Below are 16292 nucleotides of genomic sequence, written 5' to 3'. Positions count from 1 at the left end.
GCTTAGAATAGTGGCATTATGCCGCCGCCAAAAAATGGACTGCCGCCCGGTTACTCACACCCTCCAGGGAATTTAGGAATGAAGATGTTTAAGCACTGTCTGGCCTTGACCGTTGTCGCTGCACTCGTAGGTTGCCAAGCGACCGGCGAGCAGTATCAATCGGATGTGTTTGATGCCAGCCAGGTGAACACCCAGCAAGAAGCCAAGACCGTCAAGATCATTACGGTCTCCCCGACCAAGATCAAAGTCAGCAACGAAAAGAACCAGAAAGCCGCAATGATGGTCGGTGGTGTACTGGGCGCTCTGGGTGGCGCAGCGCTGGGTGCAGGCAAAAACACCGATACCGCGATCATCGGCGGTGTTGCCGGTGGCGGTGCTGGCGCGCTGGCAGGCTCGATGGTCAACGACACTTCGCTGGTACCGGGCGTGCTGATCGGCTATTCGGAAAACGGCAAGATTTTCACCTCGGCCCAGGTTGGCCGCCCATGCGACTACAAGGTGGGTGAAATCTCCCTGATGGTCATGACCATGTCCAACGAAACCCGCATTCAGCCGAATGCTTCCTGCCCAGATCCGAAGAAGAGCTGAGGCCGGCCGACATGAAGCATATTGTTCTGGGCACCGCCCTCGCGCTGTCTGCCGCCACCGCCGTGGCAGGCCAGTTCGATCAGCTTTACCAGATCGAACAGCAGACCAAACAATCTGAAGCCGCCCTGGAGGCTGAACGTCTGCGCCAGGCCGCCGCCGCTCAGCAGCGTGCTGAATCTCGCGAAGCCGCTGCCCGCCAGCAGCGCGCCGCCTCGCAGCGTGCCGCCGCGCAAGCCGCCGCCGAACGGCAGCAGGCGCAAGCCGCTGAGCAGAAGCGCGTTCGCACCCGTGAAGAAGGCTTCGAAGACGAACTGCGCGCACTGGAGCTGGAAGAGCGTCGCCTGCAGCTGCAAGCGAAAAAAGCGCAGGTTGCACGGGCTAACGACTACATCGATGCCGAGCTGCGCGACAGCGCCGCGCGCACCGATGTGATCCAGTCCAACGCCGACTCCGCACGCAACGTCACCTCGGGCACCAAGTCGCTGCTTGAAGATGCCGGCAAGGCTGAAGTCAAACGCGCTGGCAGCCTGTTCGGCAATTAACCATCACGGTATGGCCCCGGTGCATGCGCCGGGGCCATCTTCTGCAGAGACACCATCATGCTACGTCTGATCTTGCTGGCCGCCGCTGGCCTGTTGCTGAGCGGCTGCTTTGAAAAAGAAGCCGAGTTTCCTGCCGTCGACCTGCACGGTCGCCTGGTGGTTGATCAGGAAATGACCACGTCGCGCCAGGCCCAGGGTATCCAGGGTGAGTACTTCAAGCGCGTGTTGAGCGTTAATGGCCAGGACATGGACTTTAACGCCTTCGTCAAACAGTACTGCCCAGACACCAACACCCGTAATGAAACCTGCATCAAGGCCTTCCGTATCAAGAAGATCGATGATGTCAGTGGCGCTACCCGGTTCTTGCCCAACGGGCTCTGATCGGTGCTGCAGTAGCCAAAGGCCCAGGTGATTACCTGGGCCTTTTTGTTGGTTTCAGCTTATCCCTTGGCCTTGTTGCAGCTCTCCAGCAACGCATTGTTGGACGAAGCCATTGCCTTGCCAGCGCAGACTCCGTAGTACTTCATGACTGCAAACGGGTTCTTCTGCTGCTTGCTCAACAGGATCAGGTCAGGCAGTAGCTCCGGTGAGTCGGCGTAACGCTCGTAGGTGTGCTGGGAGAGGGCCAAAGCCTTTTCAGGCGATGACTTTTTCAGGATGTTGATCAAAAACACGTTATCCACAAACAGTGCGCTGTTCGTCCCCACATCACTTTCCAGCATTGCCAAGGCATCGGCGGGTTTGCCGTTGACCGCCATCGCGTTGATCATCACATGCCGCGCGAACGGTACGAGTGCGGCGGGGCTTCTGGTTGCACCGGTGGCATTCGACAACGCTTGCGGCAGGTTTTTTTGGGCCAGCGCAGCGGTAGAGGCGTGGGCCTGATCAAGGCCTGTGAAGAACGCCTTGGCGTGGGTGGACTTCAGGGCTGCGGTGTAAGGTTCAACCGACAGCGGCGGGCGGTCGACCCCCGCATAATGCTGCTTGATATAACTACGCAGCGTTTTTGAGCGATCTTCACCCTTGTCGTGTTTTTGCGATGTGCTGTGAATCTGCTTGGCCAGTTTGTTTTCCAGTACGTCGATCTGCGCGTCTATGGCCTTGGCAATGACGCTTTGTTCGCTTTTGGAAAACAGGTCGAAATAGTTGGTTTTGCGTTGATCGAGAATGGCCTGGTTACGTGCCTCCCATTCTTCCATGCGTGACAGGAAGGTTATTGCACCAACGATCGAGTACCTGGCACGGATCAGCAAGTCGACGCCCAGCTGGTCAGCTTCGTTTTCCTGGTCCCGGGTCAGCGCCGGCACCAAACCGATCTGGGACGCACCCAGCACGGCGTCATTGGTCACGACCATGCCCAGCAGGTCTTTGTCCGAGCTGGTTTTCAGCTGGCGGTTGATGTAGATGTTGCCCGCGGAGTAGGCGAGGTTGGCCGCGGTATCGATCCAGTCCGAATGGTAGTGCTGCAGGGCGACATGGGCATATTCGTGCGCGATGAGTGACGCCAGTTCGTCCTCACTCTCCAGGGCATCGAGCACTTTGTAAGGGATGAAAATGCCACCGTCCTCAAAGCTTCGCGCATTGAATTCGGTATTGGGTGTGGCGTACACCCGCGCCGGAGGAGGCGTCCCCGGCAGGCCTGCCTGCAGCCGCGCCAGGATGGCGTTGAGGTACGCGTCGATTTTCGCATCCTGGGCAATGCCCAGTGCTTTGTTCTGCAGCTGAATGCTCTGCAGGGTCTGCGTGGCGACGGCGTTGCGCCCTGCGGCTGGGCCCTTGAAGTTTGCAGCTATCTGCGTGAGGTTGGGGTCGACCTTGGCCTTGCCTAACGAGGGTATGCCAGGGACCTGAATTTGTGCGCAACCGCTGGCAAGCGCGATGGCCAGTATCAGCAGGCTCTTGCGCATCATGGGCAGATATTCCCTGCGCCACGACCGGTTTTCGCGGTGGCACCGTCACTGGTGCGAATGCAGCGGGTATCGCCGGCACTTTCAGGCGGAAACAGGGTGACATCCATGATGTCCAGCCACACTTCCTGCCCTTGCTGGGAAACTTTCACATAGCCCTTGGCGCTTTTCTCAAGTACAGGTGCCGGCAGCGTGAAGGCTTTGCTGGCGATACTGTGTTGCTTGACGAAGTAATCGCTCTTTAGCGCAAAGGTGCTGACCGAGTCATCCATAAGGGCCGTCACGTTCTGTACAGCAGCAGATGCAGTTGCGCAAAACAGCAGTGTCGCCACTGTCGCACTACGGCTGATGGGCTTGATCCAGTTCACGGTGGTGTCCTCCTTGGGTAGGTGCCGGCAGCTCGGTTTCTTGTTGTTTCTCGATAAGCCGATTCACCAGTTCGTAGACCAGCAGAATGCCGAGCCAGTCGAGCGGTGGTTTATGCAGATAAAGGTTGATCACACTGACCAGCAGCACGCACGACAGGGCCACTGTGCGCATCAGAAATTCAAGGCGTGTTGGCTGGGCGCGCATGAGCGCTGCACAGATCCAGGACAACAGCAGCGCGGTGACGAGCAATGTCCAGTCAATGCTGCCTTCGGCACGCTTGAAGTAGTCGCCGTTCCACTTCAGCAGGTTGTCCAGCGCCATCGCGTGCAGGTACACGCCGGGTATCTGGCCGTGGACCGGGCTCTCGACGATGTCATGGATGCCATTGAGGCTGACGCCGATCATCACCACACGCCCTTTCAATACCCCGCGGGCTTTTTCGGAGGCGAGGTCTTCTTCACGCACCGTCACGGCATAAGGGCAGCGTTGGCGTATGCGCTTCATCGACGAGTCGTCGAGGCCGGAGGTCAAGGCCGCGACCCCGGAGGTCAACGCGTCGGTAATGCGCTCCCACAAGGTGTAGTCCTTGGCCGAACACTGGCTGTCGGATATCAGCTGACGCTCAGGCACAACCTTTGAAACATTGCGTCCCCACTGCACCACCATTGCGCTGCAAAAGCCCTCGACATTGCCCTGCATCAGTTCGGTGGGGCAGCCCGATTGCAGGCCTTTTTCACACAGTTGGCGATAGAGCTGAAATGCGGCGGAGGGCTTGAGTGAGCTGTCGCACTGCTCGCCTTCCTTGAGATCCTGTTCACTATCGCCGTAGAAGTGCCCGGGGCCGATCAACAGCGGGTAGTCGTCGCCATAGGCTCGCCAGCCGGTCACGGTGGTCTGGGTGCCCGGTACATCGATGAATACGCTGTTTCGCTTGTCATCCAGCGTCGCCAGATAGAGCGGTACGCCCGTCTTGGTCAGCGTTGCGCCAATGGATTCGCGGGCAGCCTCCAGTGAATCGTCATAGCTGCGACGGTCTTCGACCAGGAAGTCGAGAAAAATCGCTGAGGGCTCTTGTCGGGCGATACGGCGGATCACTTCGCTGTAGTAGTTGTACCGCGGGGGCCAGGACTCGCCGCGGCTGGCAAGGGTCTGCTCATCGATCAGGACGACGGCAATCCGGTCTTGAGCACTGGGTTCATAGAAGGAGGAGGTGACTTTCTGGAACAGCCCTTCGGAATACGCCTGCACTTGATGAGAGAGGCCAAAGGGGTCGAGCTTGTCCAGCATGAATACCGTGAAAAACCAGGCGATGAAGATAATCGGAGCCCGGGACAGGGTTTTGCATTCGAAGAGTTTGCGCCCGATAGCTTTTGGGCTGGTCTTCTTGAAGCCGGAAAAGTAATGCTGCACGCGCTGCTGGCGGCTGCACCAGGCGTGCTTGGCATGTTCAAGGATTGAATTTGGCCTTTGCCAATAGCCTTTCAGGATGGCGACATAATCTTCAAGCCCTTTGATGGGCTCATTGCCGGCGTTGTTGTGGCTATCTGACATACGATCCCTGTCGGTAATGCAGCCCGTATCCTTGAGTTGTCGGGGCAGTAATGCATCAAAATATGTCAGAACATGTCAAAACGCCACCATCTATTGCAAGCAAATTGTTGGCGGCGTGGTCGCTTATTCGTTTAAGCGGGTGGTGTGTCAGATTTTGTTTCGGCGGGCCTGAAACTGCTGGTCGATGTTACGTCCTAGGAAATACCCTACCGCGTCTGTCGATGGCCATCTGATTGTCCCCGGGAATGCGTGCCTCTAGGCTGCTGCCCATCGCCGAGTGCTCGGCGTGGTGGGTGTGGTAACCCGCGACACAGGTCTTGATTGAGTACCGTCGCTTGTCATGGCGGCTGTACGTGGGAGGCTTTCGAGCCTGCCGGTGTTCCTGTGTCCGGTTTACCACCCTGCGTACAGCTGCCACCCCTCTCGTGTGGTAACGAGTGAATGTGGCTTCACCATTCAGAGGAGAAGTTCGACATGAAAAAAATAGTACCCGATCCACCACTGGATCAATCCGTTGCCACCGCTAATACCATTTTCGGCAATTGCCAGGCCGGCCACTCTCCGTTGTTCGCCGTGTGCTCCGGCATCGCCGCCCACGATGCGCTGGTACACGCTTCCCTCTATCTGAGCTGCGCTTACGAAACCGGCTACAAAGCCTTCGACGACATTGATCCGGCCAGCAAGAACTTTCTCTGGTCGACCCTGCATTCGGTGGAGATGGCCAAAGGGCTGGTGGAAGCATTGATTGAAGGCATCGAGGACCAGGCACTGGAGCAACGCCAAGGCACTTCGTAGCCTGTGGGAGCGAGCGGGCGGCGCTCCTACAGTCCCCTTTGCCAGGCCATGACGTTTTTCAATCGCCTCGATGACGCTTTCTCCCTTGCCCTGCGACCATCTGTACACGATTCTGTAGGTATCTGCCGTCAACAACTCCCAGCATCGCAGAGGCCTCTATGAAAACTGTGGCACAGCTTCTTAAAACAAAAGCGCAGCAGCACCACCAGGTTCATACCATTGCCCCCGGGCAGATGGTGCTGGATGCCCTCAAGTTGATGGCCGAGAAGAACGTCGGTGCGTTGCCCGTGGTCGAGGGCGGGCAAGTGGTGGGGATCGTCAGCGAGCGCGACTATGCGCGCAAGATGGTGCTCAAGGGCCGTTCATCGGTAGGCACCCCGGTCAGCGCGATCATGAGTGCTCCGGTGATCACCGTCGACCCGCACCAGAACATCGACTACTGCATGAACATGATGACCAACAGCCATCTGCGTCACCTGCCGGTGGTGGAGAACGGTGAGCTGTTGGGCCTGTTGTCGATCGGTGACCTGGTCAAAGAGGCCATTGCCGAGCAAGCCAATATGATTGCGCAGCTGGAGCAGTACATTCGCGGCGACTGAATCGCCGCGATACCTCAATCAGCGGTATTCGGTCTCCAGCTCATCGAGCTGGTGATCGAAGCTGCGCAGCCGCGCCGACCAGGTATACACCAGCACTTCCAGGTCACGGTTGAGCACCGCAGCGCCGCCGCGTTTGCTGCTTTGCTGGGAGTCGCACAGGTCAAGTTGGTAGCGCTCGCGGGCCATGGCGGTGGCAACGGTGGAAAGCTCGCGGGCGTTGTCCAGCCAATGGCGGCGGTGGTCGTGGGTTTCGCGGTCGAGTTCCTTGCACTGGCGCTTCAGTGCCTCGAGGCTTTGTTCCAGCGGCGTGCCTTCAAGCTCGCCCATGACTTCCTGGAAGGTTCGCCCCGGTTGCCAGTAGCTGCCCCAGAAGTAGCGGTCGAATACTGTCTCGACCCGGCGCAGGGCAACCTTGGTGTTCCAGATGGCGACCAGCGTGCGGCCTTGCGCCAGCTGGCGTTTGCTCACCCGTAACTGTTGCCAGGCAATCCATGCCAGCGCGGTCAATGCCAGCGCCCCGATCACCCCACCTGCAGCATAGAGAAACACCAGGGCCTGGTTCAGTTGGTAGGCTTCTTTGACACCATAAAAATAACCGACGGTCAGCAAACCCAAGGCAGTCACGGCACACCAGAAACCGACGGCATAGGGATCTTTCATTGCGCTATCCCCCTGTTGTTTTTTTCTGAGCATAGCAACGTAAAACGCCGGTACTGGTGCCGCTCAGCGATTATTTTTTTTCGTGTGCAGGGCCTCGTTGAGTTGGTCGAACATGACCGCCCAATCGCTATCTTCGTTAATACTGTCTTCCAGAAACTTGCGTTGGGCGGGCGTCCAGAAGGTGGCATCAACCAGCTTTACATCGTCCTTGAGCGGCGAGTGACTGGTGATGAACTGCTCTATACCCTCTGGGTCGTCGCGCAGCCCGAGTTGTTTGAACAGTTCGGAAAACTTGTGATTGGTTGCTTCCATGGGTCACTCCTGGAGGCCAGGCCAGTCGTCCACGACGCCAGCCTGGCAGTGGGTTGATCATTAGCAAACCTCACGCACTTCGGCGTTTGGCACCAGTTTCAGGTACTGCGTCATGTTCATGTGGATCAAGTGATCGTGATCGCCCGCCTCTACATAGACATCACCCTGGCGGGTTAGCGTCGGGTCGACCAGCATCCTGATCGAATAGGCATCGCCCAACGCCGGAATGGCACCTCGCTCACAATCGCCAAACAAGTGTGGCAGGTTACTTTCCGAGGTCATGTGCCACTGACCGGTGGCTTGTACCTTGCTCAGGTCGAGGTGACGGTTGGCCGGTAGCACGGCCATCAGGTAGTTGCCGTGACGGTCATCGAGCATGACCGACTTGGCCACGCGCTCTGCAGGTACGCCAGCCATGCGTGCCGACTCAAGGCTGGTTGCCGAGTGCGCGTGAGGAACGATGTCGTAGTCGCAGCCGGCCTTGTCCAGGCATTGCTGCAGGGTCTTTGCCATACGCATGATGCACCTCCGGATACAGCGCCCCCATTTCTGAAGTTTAGGCCGTGCTGCCATGGGCAGCTAAACTTATTGGACACGCACAAACCGGGTGAATTCAGGTGATCGCTCGTTGGTGTCGGCACCTGCTACTGCTGATCTTGCTTGGCACGCTGTCTGGCGGCCAGGCGGCGCCCGGTCAATCGGTGCTGGTGTTGAGTATCAACGACGCGATCGGTCCGGCCAGTGCCGATTATCTGATTCGCGGCCTGCACCAGGCTGCAACCGAGCAGGCCCAACTGGTGGTGATTCGCCTCGACACCCCCGGCGGGCTGGACAGCTCGATGCGCGAGATCATCAAGGCGATTCTGGCCAGCCCGGTGCCCGTAGCCAGTTTCGTTGCCCCCGGTGGTGCCCGGGCGGCCAGCGCCGGCACCTACATCCTTTACGCCAGCCACATCGCGGCGATGGCTCCGGGCACCAACCTTGGCGCTGCTACGCCGGTGCAGCTCGGCGGCCTGCCGGGTACGCCAAAAGACCCCGCCTCGCCGCCGGCTGCACCGCCGGGCGACCAGCAAGCGGCACCGAGCGAGCAGGACACCTTGACCCGCAAACAGGTCAATGATGCCGCCGCCTATATCCGTAGCCTGGCGCAGATGCGCGGGCGCAATGCCGAGTGGGCCGAGCAGGCCGTGCGCGAAGCGGTCAGCCTGCCCGCCAGCGAAGCCCAGCGTTTGAAGGTGGTCGACCTGGTGGCCAACGATCTGCCCGACTTGCTACGCCAGCTCAATGGCAAGTCCCTTGAGGTCAGCGGCAAAACCGTGCAATTGCACACCGACGCAGCCCCGGTGATCGAGCGCCAGCCCGACTGGCGCACGCGTCTGCTGGCGGTGATCACCAACCCCAGTGTGGCGCTGATCCTGATCATGATTGGCGTCTATGGGCTGATGTTCGAATTCATGAGCCCCGGCTCCGGGGTGGGCGGGGTAATTGGCGGCATCTGCCTGTTGCTGGCGTTGTACGCCTTGCAGTTGTTGCCGGTGAGTTATGCCGGCGCCGGGCTGATCCTGCTCGGCGTGGCATTCATGATCGCCGAGGCGTTCATGCCCAGTTTCGGCGTGGTCGGCTTTGGCGGCATCGTCGCGTTTGTGGTGGGTGCGGTGATCCTGATGGACACCGATGTGCCGGGCTTCGGTATTCCGTTGGCGCTGATCCTGTTTCTGGCGCTGTTTTCGGCGTTGCTGCTCGGCGGAGTGCTGGGCATGGCGATAAAGGCCCGACAGCGGGCGCTGGTCAGTGGCGACGCTGGCCTGGTCGGCGGCCTTGCGGTGGTCATGGCGGTCAATGACAGCGATCCGTACCTGGGCTCTGTGCAGGCCCAGGGTGAGCAGTGGCAGGCGCAAAGCCAGACACCGCTGCAGGTGGGGCAACACGTCCGGGTGATCTCACGCAAGGGCGTACTTCTGGACGTTAGCGCCGCTGCCGACGCAGCGGCGCAAGGAGACTGAACATGTTCTTCGAACTGGGTATCGGTGCGTTGCTGGCGTTTGGCGCACTGCTGTTGCTGTCAGCGTTTCGCATCTTGCGCGAATACGAGCGGGGCGTAGTGTTCCAGCTCGGGCGCTTCTGGCGGGTCAAAGGGCCGGGTCTGGTGTTGCTGATTCCGGGTGTGCAGCAGATGGTCCGGGTCGACTTGCGTACCGTGGTGCTCGATGTCCCGCCGCAGGACGTGATTACCCGCGACAACGTCTCGGTCAAGGTCAACGCCGTGCTGTACTTTCGCGTGCTCGACCCGCAAAAGGCGATCATTCAGGTCGAGGACTTTCTCATGGCCACCAGCCAGCTGGCGCAGACCACCCTGCGTGCAGTGTTGGGCAAGCATGAGCTGGACGAATTGCTGGCCGAACGCGAACGCCTGAACCTGGATATTCGCCAGGTGCTGGATGCGCAGACCGATGCCTGGGGTATCAAGGTGGCCAACGTCGAGATCAAGCATGTCGACCTCAACGAATCGATGATCCGCGCCATTGCCCGCCAGGCCGAAGCCGAGCGTGAGCGGCGGGCCAAAGTGATCCATGCCGAAGGCGAGCTGCAGGCCTCGGAGAAACTGATGCAGGCTGCGGAAATGCTCGGGCGCCAGCCGGGCGCCATGCAACTGCGCTACATGCAGACCCTGGGCTCGATTGCCGGCGACAAGTCGTCGACGATTGTTTTCCCGTTGCCGATCGAGATGCTCAAAGGGTTTGTGGATAAGTGAAGCCGACGCAGAGCACGCGGGGCCTGTAGGCGCGTGGCTTGCCCGCGAAAAACGATGACGCGGTGCATCTGGGGCACCGCAGTGCCTGGTTCGCCGGCAAGCCTGGCTCCTACAGTGAAAACGGTCTCTACCAACCGCCACCCAACGCCAGAAACAAGCCGATCTGCCCCATCGCCACCTGGGTATTGGCCATCGCCAGCTGCGCGCGCATGTCGGTGTAGGTGCGTGTCGCCTGCAGGTCCGCCAGGAACGACTCGCGTCCGGCCTGGAAGTAACGGTGAGTCTGGTCTGCCGCTTCTTTTGCCGAACGTTCGGCGTCTGCCAGGGCATCGCGGCGGTCGAGCAGGGCACTGTATTGCGCCAGGCTGGTCTGGGTTTCGCGGATGGCATTGAGCACCACACCGTCAAAGTGCGCCAGCGCCGCCTGGGTCGAAGCCTCGGCTTCGCGAATACGCGCGCGTGTGCCATTGGTCGGCACGTTCCAGGTCAGCGCCGGGCCAAAGCCCCAACGGTTGGTCGACGGCTCGCCGAGGTTGTCGAGGATGCCGATGGTGCCCACCTGGGCGCCAATGCTGATGTCCGGGTACAGCTGGCCGGTCGCCACGCCAATGGTGGCCGTGGCCGCTGCCAGGCTGCGTTCGGCCTGGCGGATGTCCGGGCGGCGCTTGAGCAGGGCGGCACCATCACCCACGGGCAATACCTGGGCGATATGCGGCAACTCGGCACACTCGGCGGTGCCGGCAGGCAACTGCGCCACCGGCTTGGCCAGCAACATCGACAAGGTATACAGGCCCGCTTCACGGGCGGCCTGATAACGCGGCAGTTCTGCACGCAACGATTTGAACTGGGTTTGCGAGCGGGTTACCTGGGTTTCGTCGCCACGGCCTGCGTCACGCAGGCGCTGGGTCAGGGTCACGCTCTGCTCTTGCAGGTCGAGGGACTCACGGGCGATGTGGTACTCCTCGTTGGCCGCGCACACCTGGGTGTAGGCCCGCACCACATCGGCGACCACGGTGATACGCGCGGTATCGGCAGCGGCCTGGGTCGCATCGGCATTGGCCTTGGCCGCCTCCACCCCACGCTTGAGGGTGCCCCACAGGTCGAACTGGTACGACGCACTGATGATCGCTTCGCCAATGTTTGCCACCGGCACTTTTTCCGGCAACAGAAACGCCTCGCCAGACTCCTGCAAGCGCTGGGCGCCCAGTTTCACCCCGGCGTTGAAACCACCACGGGCCTCGGCTTCTTCGACCTGGGCACGGGCACGGGCGATATTGGCGGCCGCTATACGCAACTCGGTGTTGGCATCCAGGGCCTGGCTGATCAGGCTGTTGAGGCGTTGATCGTGATACAGGTGCCACCAGTTTTGCGGAACGGGCGCCGAGACCACGCTATCGGCGTCCTGGCGCAGTTCACCTTGCAGGTCGCTGCGCTGGATGGCCGCGTCCTTGGGCAACTGGTAATCCGGACCGACCATCTGGCACGCCGAAAGCAGCAGGCTCACACCGAATAACGACAGGCGTTTCATGGCTTGCTGTCCTCGATGATCGACACGGTCGCGGTGCGCCCGGCGATCATGCGAAAGTCCTGCGGCACTTCATCGAAGGCGATGCGCACCGGAATGCGCTGGGCCAGGCGTACCCAGCTGAAGGCCGGGTTGACGTTGGGCAGCAGGTTGGCGCCGCTGACCCGGTCGCGGTCTTCAATGCCTGCGGAAATGCTCTGCACGCGGCCTCGCAGGCGGGTGTTGTCGCCAAGTACGCGAATGTCCACGGCCTGGCCGATATGGATACCACCCAGCTTGGTTTCTTCGAAGTAGCCATCGACGTGGTAGGAGTTGCTGTCGACCACAGAGAGCACCGGCTTGCCGGCGCTGACGAACTCATGGGCGCGGGGGGCGCGGTCGTTGAGGTAGCCATCGACCGGGCTGCGTACCACCGAGCGGTCCAGGTTGAGCTGGGCGGCGTCCACCGCCACCTGGGCTTCGGCCAGCGCCGACTGCGCCCGAGCTTCGCGCGACTGGCTCTCTTCCAGCTGTTCCTGGGCAACCAGGTTACCCAGCCCGCGGTTGCGTCGTGCTTCCCGCTGGGCCTGAGCCAGGGTTTCCTTGCGTTCGGCCTGGGTGGCCTGGGCGTGGCGCAGGGCCAGGCGGAAGCGGTCCTGGTCGATGGTGAACAGCACGTCACCGCGCTTGACCACCTGGTTGTCGCGTACCGACACCTCCTGAACCAGCCCGGACACGTCCGGGGCGATCTGGATCACATCGGCGCGGATGTGGCCGTCACGGGTCCAGGGCGCGTACATGTAGTAGAGGACCATCTGCCAGACCAGTACGGTCGCCAGCGTCACTACCAGCAGGGTCAGGACCACGCGGCCCAGGGTCAACAAAGGTTTTTTCATGGCAGCATCAGGCTTCGGCAAAAGTGGTCGACGGTGCCAAGCAGCACGGCGTAGAGCGCAACGTTGAACAGCGCCCGGTGCCAGACCAGGCGGTAGAAATGAAGTCGGGTGAGCACGGCATGCACCCCGAGAAACAGCAGGTAGGTGAGCACCATCATCACCAGCAGCGTCGGCAGAAATACCCCGCTGATATCCAGTTCACCAATCACAAGGGGGCTCCATCGATGCCATAAGGCAGTTGCGGCTGGTCATGGGAGGGGTCGAGCACCACTTCCACACCCGGCAACAGCGCCAGGCGCAATCCGCTCAAGGCGTGCAGCAGCTGGACACGGGCCTCGGCATTGCCGGCCAGGTCTTCAAGGTTCAAGGCGCGTCGCGCGCGCTCCATGTTTTGCAACAACGCCTGTGGCGCGTGCAGGCGCTGGTGGGCATCCAGGCAGGCCTGAAAATGCTCCCCGACTTCCGCCACCACACGTTCGAGCAACTGCCGCGGCTCGGCGCCGACCCTCGGCATGTAGGCCAGCAGGTCGAGCAGGCACAGGCCGGCGCGCAGATCGCGCAGTGCGGTACCGGTGTCCTGGCCGGTCTGGGTCAGGCGTGGCAGGTGTTGCATCAGCCGGTCCAGCATCTGCACACCGAGGCGGCGGTGCTCGGCCAGGGTCGCCGGTTGGGTCATGCTGACGATGTCGCGCCAGCTGAAGCGGGTCAGGCGTTTTGCGGCCAGCTCGACGCCGAAGGGGCGCATCACCAGGGTCCAGATAAAGGCGAACAGCAGCCCCACGGGCCCGGCAAGGTTGGCGTTGATGAAGGTGAAGAAGTTGGCGTCGTAGGCACCCTGGATGCTGATGAACGAGGCGGTGTTGACGATGGTCAGCAAGGTGCCGAGGTAAAACTGCGGCTGGACGGTTAGCGTGCCGACGCAAATGAACGGCACGGCGAAGGCCAGCACCAGCATCGGGAAGTCGTGCAGGTTAGGCAGCACCAGGAACAGGTAGAGGCTGGCGAACACCACCGACACTGCGGTCCAGAAGAAGAACCGGTAGATCTGTGGTGCCGGGTCGTCCATGGCGGCGAAGAAGCTGCAGGCCACGGCGGCGAGAATCACCGCGCTGGCGCCATCGTTCCAGCCCAGGAGAATCCACAGGGTCGTCGCGGCAATGATGGCGGTGACGGTGGAGAACACCGAATAGAGCATCAAGCCGCGGTCGAAGAACGGCGTCAGCCGGCCCAGGCGCCAGTGGCGGTACACCGCTCGCCAGGGCGACTGGTCTTCGTTTTTGATTGCGTGCTGCAGGCTGCAGCAGTCTTGCCACAGGTCGACCCATTCGGCCAGTCGGTACAGGGCATTGGACAGCAGCAGCGAGGCGCGTTCGTCCAGGGCCGCGGCGCTGGGTTGCAGGTGCTCAAGCTCGGCGCGCAGGGTTGACCAGCGGCTGGGCGAGGCATCGGTGGCGGTACCTTTCAGCCAGTCGCGGGCATGTTCGAGCAGGGGTTTGAGCAGGTTGGCCTGTTCCGGTGCGCGGGCTTCGAGGGCCAGCAAGGCATCATCCAGGCCGTCAACTACTGGCAGCAGGTGGATCATGCGGCCACGCAGTTCGCGGGCATTTTTTACCGTCTGCGGGCGTGCGCCTTCGTGGGACAACTGGCCGATCATGGTTTCCAGCGAGTTGAACGTGGCGACCATCGCCGCTCGCGATGGGCCGACGTTTTCCGCCGTCGCCTGGCGGGCGAGAAAGTTGTCGCTGTAGCGCATGGCTTCGTTGAACCAGTTGCCGGTGGCGCCGACCAGCACCGGGGTCAGGCGGCGCGGCCAGAAAATGGCCCCGACCACCGCGGCACAGACGATACCCAGGCAGATTTCCTGAGCCCGGGAGGAGGCGACGTCGAACACCATCAGCGGGTTGTCGACCACCGGCAGGGCAATCATCGGCAAGGTGTAGCCGGCCAGCATCAGGGCATAGCTGTTGGCGGTGCGCAGGTGCAGCGAAAGATAAAGCAAAGTGCCTGTCCACAAGGCAATCGCCACCGTCAGCAACACGGGCGCCTGCACCAGCAGCGGCACCATGAACACCGCGCCGGCCGCGCCGAGCAGTGTGCCCAAGGCGCGATACAGGGCTTTGGAGCTGGTGGGGCCGACAAACGGGCTGGAGACGATGTAGACCGTGGCCATCGCCCAGTAGGGGCGTGGCAGTTGCAGTTGCAGGGCGATGTACAGGGCAATCATCGAGGCCGCGAAGGTGCGCACGCCGTAGAACCAGTCGCGTGCCGGGGGCAGGGTGCTGAAAAAGCCCTTCACGATGGCACGCTCGCCGTGCCTTGCGTGGCAGCCTCGAAGGCACGTAGCACACGCAGGGTGGCCAGCAGGTCGGCTTCGTCGATGTTGTGTAGCACCTCGCGGCGCAGGCGCACCAGTTCAGCCTCGATGGCTTCGGCCAGTGCACGGCCACTGGCGGTCAGGCTCAGGGCTTTGGCGCGGCGGTCCACAGGGTCTTCGGTGCGGCACACAAAGCCTGCGTGGCAAAGTTGATCAAGCAGACGCACCAGCGAGGGGCTTTCCAGGCCGGCGGCCGGGGCGACTGCCACCTGATGCACACCGTCGCCCAGGCGTTCGATCATCAGCAACGGCATGGCGCAGGCTTCGGAAATACCGTAGCCGGCCACGGCCGCCTGGCAGATGCGCCGCCAGTGTCGGCCGGCCACCACCATTGCGCTGCTGACGTTCATTTGCAGGGCGTCGAGAGTCATGAGGGAGGAATCATCGCTATATTCATAGTTTGCTAACTATCAATTTTCTTCGATCGACACCTCCGCCGTCAAGCAGGCAGGACAGGAGGCACCCTCAGGACTGTAGTTGATCGTCGAGCTTCATGGTCAGCGCCAGGGTACTGCCCATGGCAATGGCCTGGTCGCGCCAGAACAGGTAGCGCAATGCGTTTTGACACGTGCTGAAGTGCACCGCCAGCTCTTCGGCGGCCTGCACCACACCTGCCACGGCAGCCAGTTCCAGCCAGTACACACCGGCCTTCTCATCGGCGGTGACGTTTTGCCCGTACAGCAGCCGGTAACCCACTTCAAACCGGCAGCGCGCTTCACCGCGCTGAGCGCCACGCAGGAACCAGCGATAGGCCAGTTGCAGGTCGACGGTCCATTCCTGCACGTCGCTGTCGCAGATTTCTTCTTCATACAGGTCGCCCAGTGCCGCAGCCGCCTGGTCCAGGCCGCGCTCGAAGGCTTGCTGGTAGTTCTCGCTCGCGCTGGCGTAGGAGACGTCCACACCTTTGCCGAAATAATACTGCTGGCCCAGGTTGAACCAGGCGGCGGCACTGCCTTGCAGCGCAGCCATGCGCAACAGGTGGCTGGCCAGGGTCGGATCGGCCCGCCAGTATTTGCCATTGAGCCAGATCCAGCCCAGATCGTTGAGTGCCGTGACGCTGCCGTCGAGGGCCTGCGCGCGCAGGTCGGCGTACAGCGCTTGGAGGTCGGTGGTTTCTTCCAGACGGCTGATCAGCACAAAGCTCTCACCCAGCGCCGCCCGCTGGCTGGGCATGCCCACGCCGGCATACAACCGCTCCAGCTGACCCGTGCGACCGGGCACAGGAATGACACGCTCGGGCAGTAGACGCTCGAGCAGGGGGTAGATGTTGCTGGCAGCTGACATGTTCATCCTCATTGAACCGCCCGCCGTACAGAAGGCGGGTGTAATGAGGCGTGATTCTGCGCAGCGTCACGACAAAACCTGTCGCGAACGGTTGGGTTGAGGCAAATCAATTGCTTCATCCTTGAGTTGACAGATAAATGGCCAATTGCCATATCTTTC

19 protein-coding genes and 1 pseudogene are annotated in these 16292 nt (G+C 61.3%); 8 read left to right on the top strand and 12 right to left on the bottom strand.

Annotation, left to right across the window (positions count from 1 at the left end):
* Window positions 1-84 precede the first annotated feature (84 nt).
* The 4 genes and pseudogenes from I5S59_RS22100 to I5S59_RS26775 all read left to right on the top strand — a co-directional run.
* Window positions 85-588, top strand: coding sequence for a hypothetical protein (locus tag I5S59_RS22100; protein ID WP_232239909.1), 504 nt, complete (start codon window positions 85-87; stop codon window positions 586-588).
* A gap of 11 nt (window positions 589-599) precedes the next feature.
* Window positions 600-1130 (top strand): DUF5384 family protein, encoded by a 531-nt coding sequence (locus tag I5S59_RS22095; RefSeq protein WP_197878479.1) that lies wholly within the window; start codon window positions 600-602, stop codon window positions 1128-1130.
* 57 nt (window positions 1131-1187) lie between these two features.
* Window positions 1188-1511 (top strand): hypothetical protein, encoded by a 324-nt coding sequence (locus tag I5S59_RS22090; protein ID WP_197878478.1) that lies wholly within the window; start codon window positions 1188-1190, stop codon window positions 1509-1511.
* Window positions 1508-1606, top strand: a pseudogene (locus tag I5S59_RS26775) (hypothetical protein); the annotation flags it as partial. The gene I5S59_RS22090 and the pseudogene I5S59_RS26775, both read left to right, overlap by 4 nt.
* On the opposite strand, the gene I5S59_RS22085 reads toward I5S59_RS26775, so the two are convergent.
* Genes I5S59_RS22085 through I5S59_RS22075 form a run of 3 tightly spaced genes read right to left on the bottom strand, consistent with a single transcriptional unit; the run spans window position 1571 to window position 4957 of the window.
* Complete coding sequence (locus I5S59_RS22085) at window positions 1571-3037, bottom strand: M48 family metallopeptidase (protein WP_420066466.1); 1467 nt, start codon at window positions 3035-3037, stop codon at window positions 1571-1573. The pseudogene I5S59_RS26775 and the gene I5S59_RS22085 overlap by 36 nt on opposite strands.
* The gene (locus I5S59_RS22080; protein ID WP_197878476.1) at window positions 3037-3405 is read right to left on the bottom strand and encodes a hypothetical protein; all 369 of its coding nucleotides are present in this window, start codon (window positions 3403-3405) and stop codon (window positions 3037-3039) included. The genes I5S59_RS22085 and I5S59_RS22080 overlap by 1 nt, the downstream gene beginning before the upstream one ends.
* A complete protein-coding gene (locus I5S59_RS22075) occupies window positions 3377-4957 on the bottom strand; it encodes a CHASE2 domain-containing protein (protein WP_197878475.1) in 1581 nt (526 codons plus the stop codon). The genes I5S59_RS22080 and I5S59_RS22075 overlap by 29 nt, the downstream gene beginning before the upstream one ends.
* Before the next feature lie 474 nt (window positions 4958-5431).
* Here I5S59_RS22075 and I5S59_RS22070 point away from each other — a divergent pair, with 474 nt between their 5' ends.
* Complete coding sequence (locus I5S59_RS22070) at window positions 5432-5752, top strand: DUF3077 domain-containing protein (protein ID WP_197878474.1); 321 nt, start codon at window positions 5432-5434, stop codon at window positions 5750-5752.
* A gap of 158 nt (window positions 5753-5910) precedes the next feature.
* Entirely contained in the window at window positions 5911-6351 is a 441-nt protein-coding gene (locus tag I5S59_RS22065) for a CBS domain-containing protein (protein ID WP_128322941.1), read from the top strand.
* An 18-nt stretch (window positions 6352-6369) separates the two neighbouring features.
* On the opposite strand, the gene I5S59_RS22060 is transcribed toward I5S59_RS22065, so the two are convergent.
* The 3 genes from I5S59_RS22060 to I5S59_RS22050 all read right to left on the bottom strand — a co-directional run bounded on the left by I5S59_RS22060 (window position 6370) and on the right by I5S59_RS22050 (window position 7842).
* Window positions 6370-7011 carry an NADH:ubiquinone oxidoreductase subunit N gene (locus tag I5S59_RS22060; protein ID WP_128322940.1) on the bottom strand — a complete coding sequence of 214 codons (642 nt, stop codon included), beginning with the start codon at window positions 7009-7011 and terminating at the stop codon, window positions 6370-6372.
* Window positions 7012-7074: 63 nt separating this feature from the next.
* Window positions 7075-7323, bottom strand: a complete 249-nt coding sequence (locus tag I5S59_RS22055) for a DUF2789 domain-containing protein (protein WP_197878473.1) — start codon at window positions 7321-7323, stop codon at window positions 7075-7077.
* 60 nt (window positions 7324-7383) lie between these two features.
* A complete protein-coding gene (locus tag I5S59_RS22050; RefSeq protein ID WP_197878472.1) occupies window positions 7384-7842 on the bottom strand; it encodes an aminoacyl-tRNA deacylase in 459 nt (152 codons plus the stop codon).
* Window positions 7843-7940: 98 nt separating this feature from the next.
* Here I5S59_RS22050 and I5S59_RS22045 point away from each other — a divergent pair, with 98 nt between their 5' ends.
* Window positions 7941-9326, top strand: coding sequence for an NfeD family protein (locus tag I5S59_RS22045; protein ID WP_197878471.1), 1386 nt, complete (start codon window positions 7941-7943; stop codon window positions 9324-9326).
* 2 nt (window positions 9327-9328) lie between these two features.
* On the top strand, window positions 9329-10075 hold the full coding sequence (locus tag I5S59_RS22040; protein ID WP_197878470.1) for a slipin family protein: 747 nt from the start codon (window positions 9329-9331) through the stop codon (window positions 10073-10075).
* 127 nt (window positions 10076-10202) lie between these two features.
* Here I5S59_RS22040 and I5S59_RS22035 read toward each other — a convergent pair whose 3' ends face one another.
* From I5S59_RS22035 to I5S59_RS22010, 6 genes are all read right to left on the bottom strand, one after another.
* Complete coding sequence (locus I5S59_RS22035; protein ID WP_197878469.1) at window positions 10203-11603, bottom strand: efflux transporter outer membrane subunit; 1401 nt, start codon at window positions 11601-11603, stop codon at window positions 10203-10205.
* Window positions 11600-12475 carry an HlyD family secretion protein gene (locus tag I5S59_RS22030; RefSeq protein WP_197878468.1) on the bottom strand — a complete coding sequence of 292 codons (876 nt, stop codon included), beginning with the start codon at window positions 12473-12475 and terminating at the stop codon, window positions 11600-11602. The genes I5S59_RS22035 and I5S59_RS22030 overlap by 4 nt, the downstream gene beginning before the upstream one ends.
* A complete protein-coding gene (locus tag I5S59_RS22025; protein WP_128322933.1) occupies window positions 12472-12684 on the bottom strand; it encodes a DUF1656 domain-containing protein in 213 nt (70 codons plus the stop codon). Before I5S59_RS22025 ends, I5S59_RS22030 begins: the two co-directional genes overlap by 4 nt.
* Complete coding sequence (locus I5S59_RS22020) at window positions 12681-14771, bottom strand: FUSC family protein (protein WP_197878467.1); 2091 nt, start codon at window positions 14769-14771, stop codon at window positions 12681-12683. The genes I5S59_RS22025 and I5S59_RS22020 overlap by 4 nt, the downstream gene beginning before the upstream one ends.
* Window positions 14768-15220 (bottom strand): MarR family winged helix-turn-helix transcriptional regulator, encoded by a 453-nt coding sequence (locus I5S59_RS22015; RefSeq protein ID WP_197878466.1) that lies wholly within the window; start codon window positions 15218-15220, stop codon window positions 14768-14770. The genes I5S59_RS22020 and I5S59_RS22015 overlap by 4 nt, the downstream gene beginning before the upstream one ends.
* A 94-nt stretch (window positions 15221-15314) precedes the next feature.
* Window positions 15315-16133, bottom strand: coding sequence for a tetratricopeptide repeat protein (locus I5S59_RS22010; RefSeq protein WP_197878465.1), 819 nt, complete (start codon window positions 16131-16133; stop codon window positions 15315-15317).
* Between the last annotated feature and the right edge of the window lie 159 nt (window positions 16134-16292).

Source organism: Pseudomonas alkylphenolica (genome assembly GCF_016009175.1).
GTDB classification, from domain to species: Bacteria; Pseudomonadota; Gammaproteobacteria; order Pseudomonadales; family Pseudomonadaceae; genus Aquipseudomonas; species Aquipseudomonas alkylphenolica_B.
The sequence above is the reverse complement of the archived record's forward strand: the minus strand, read 5'-3'. Positions and strand labels throughout refer to the sequence as shown.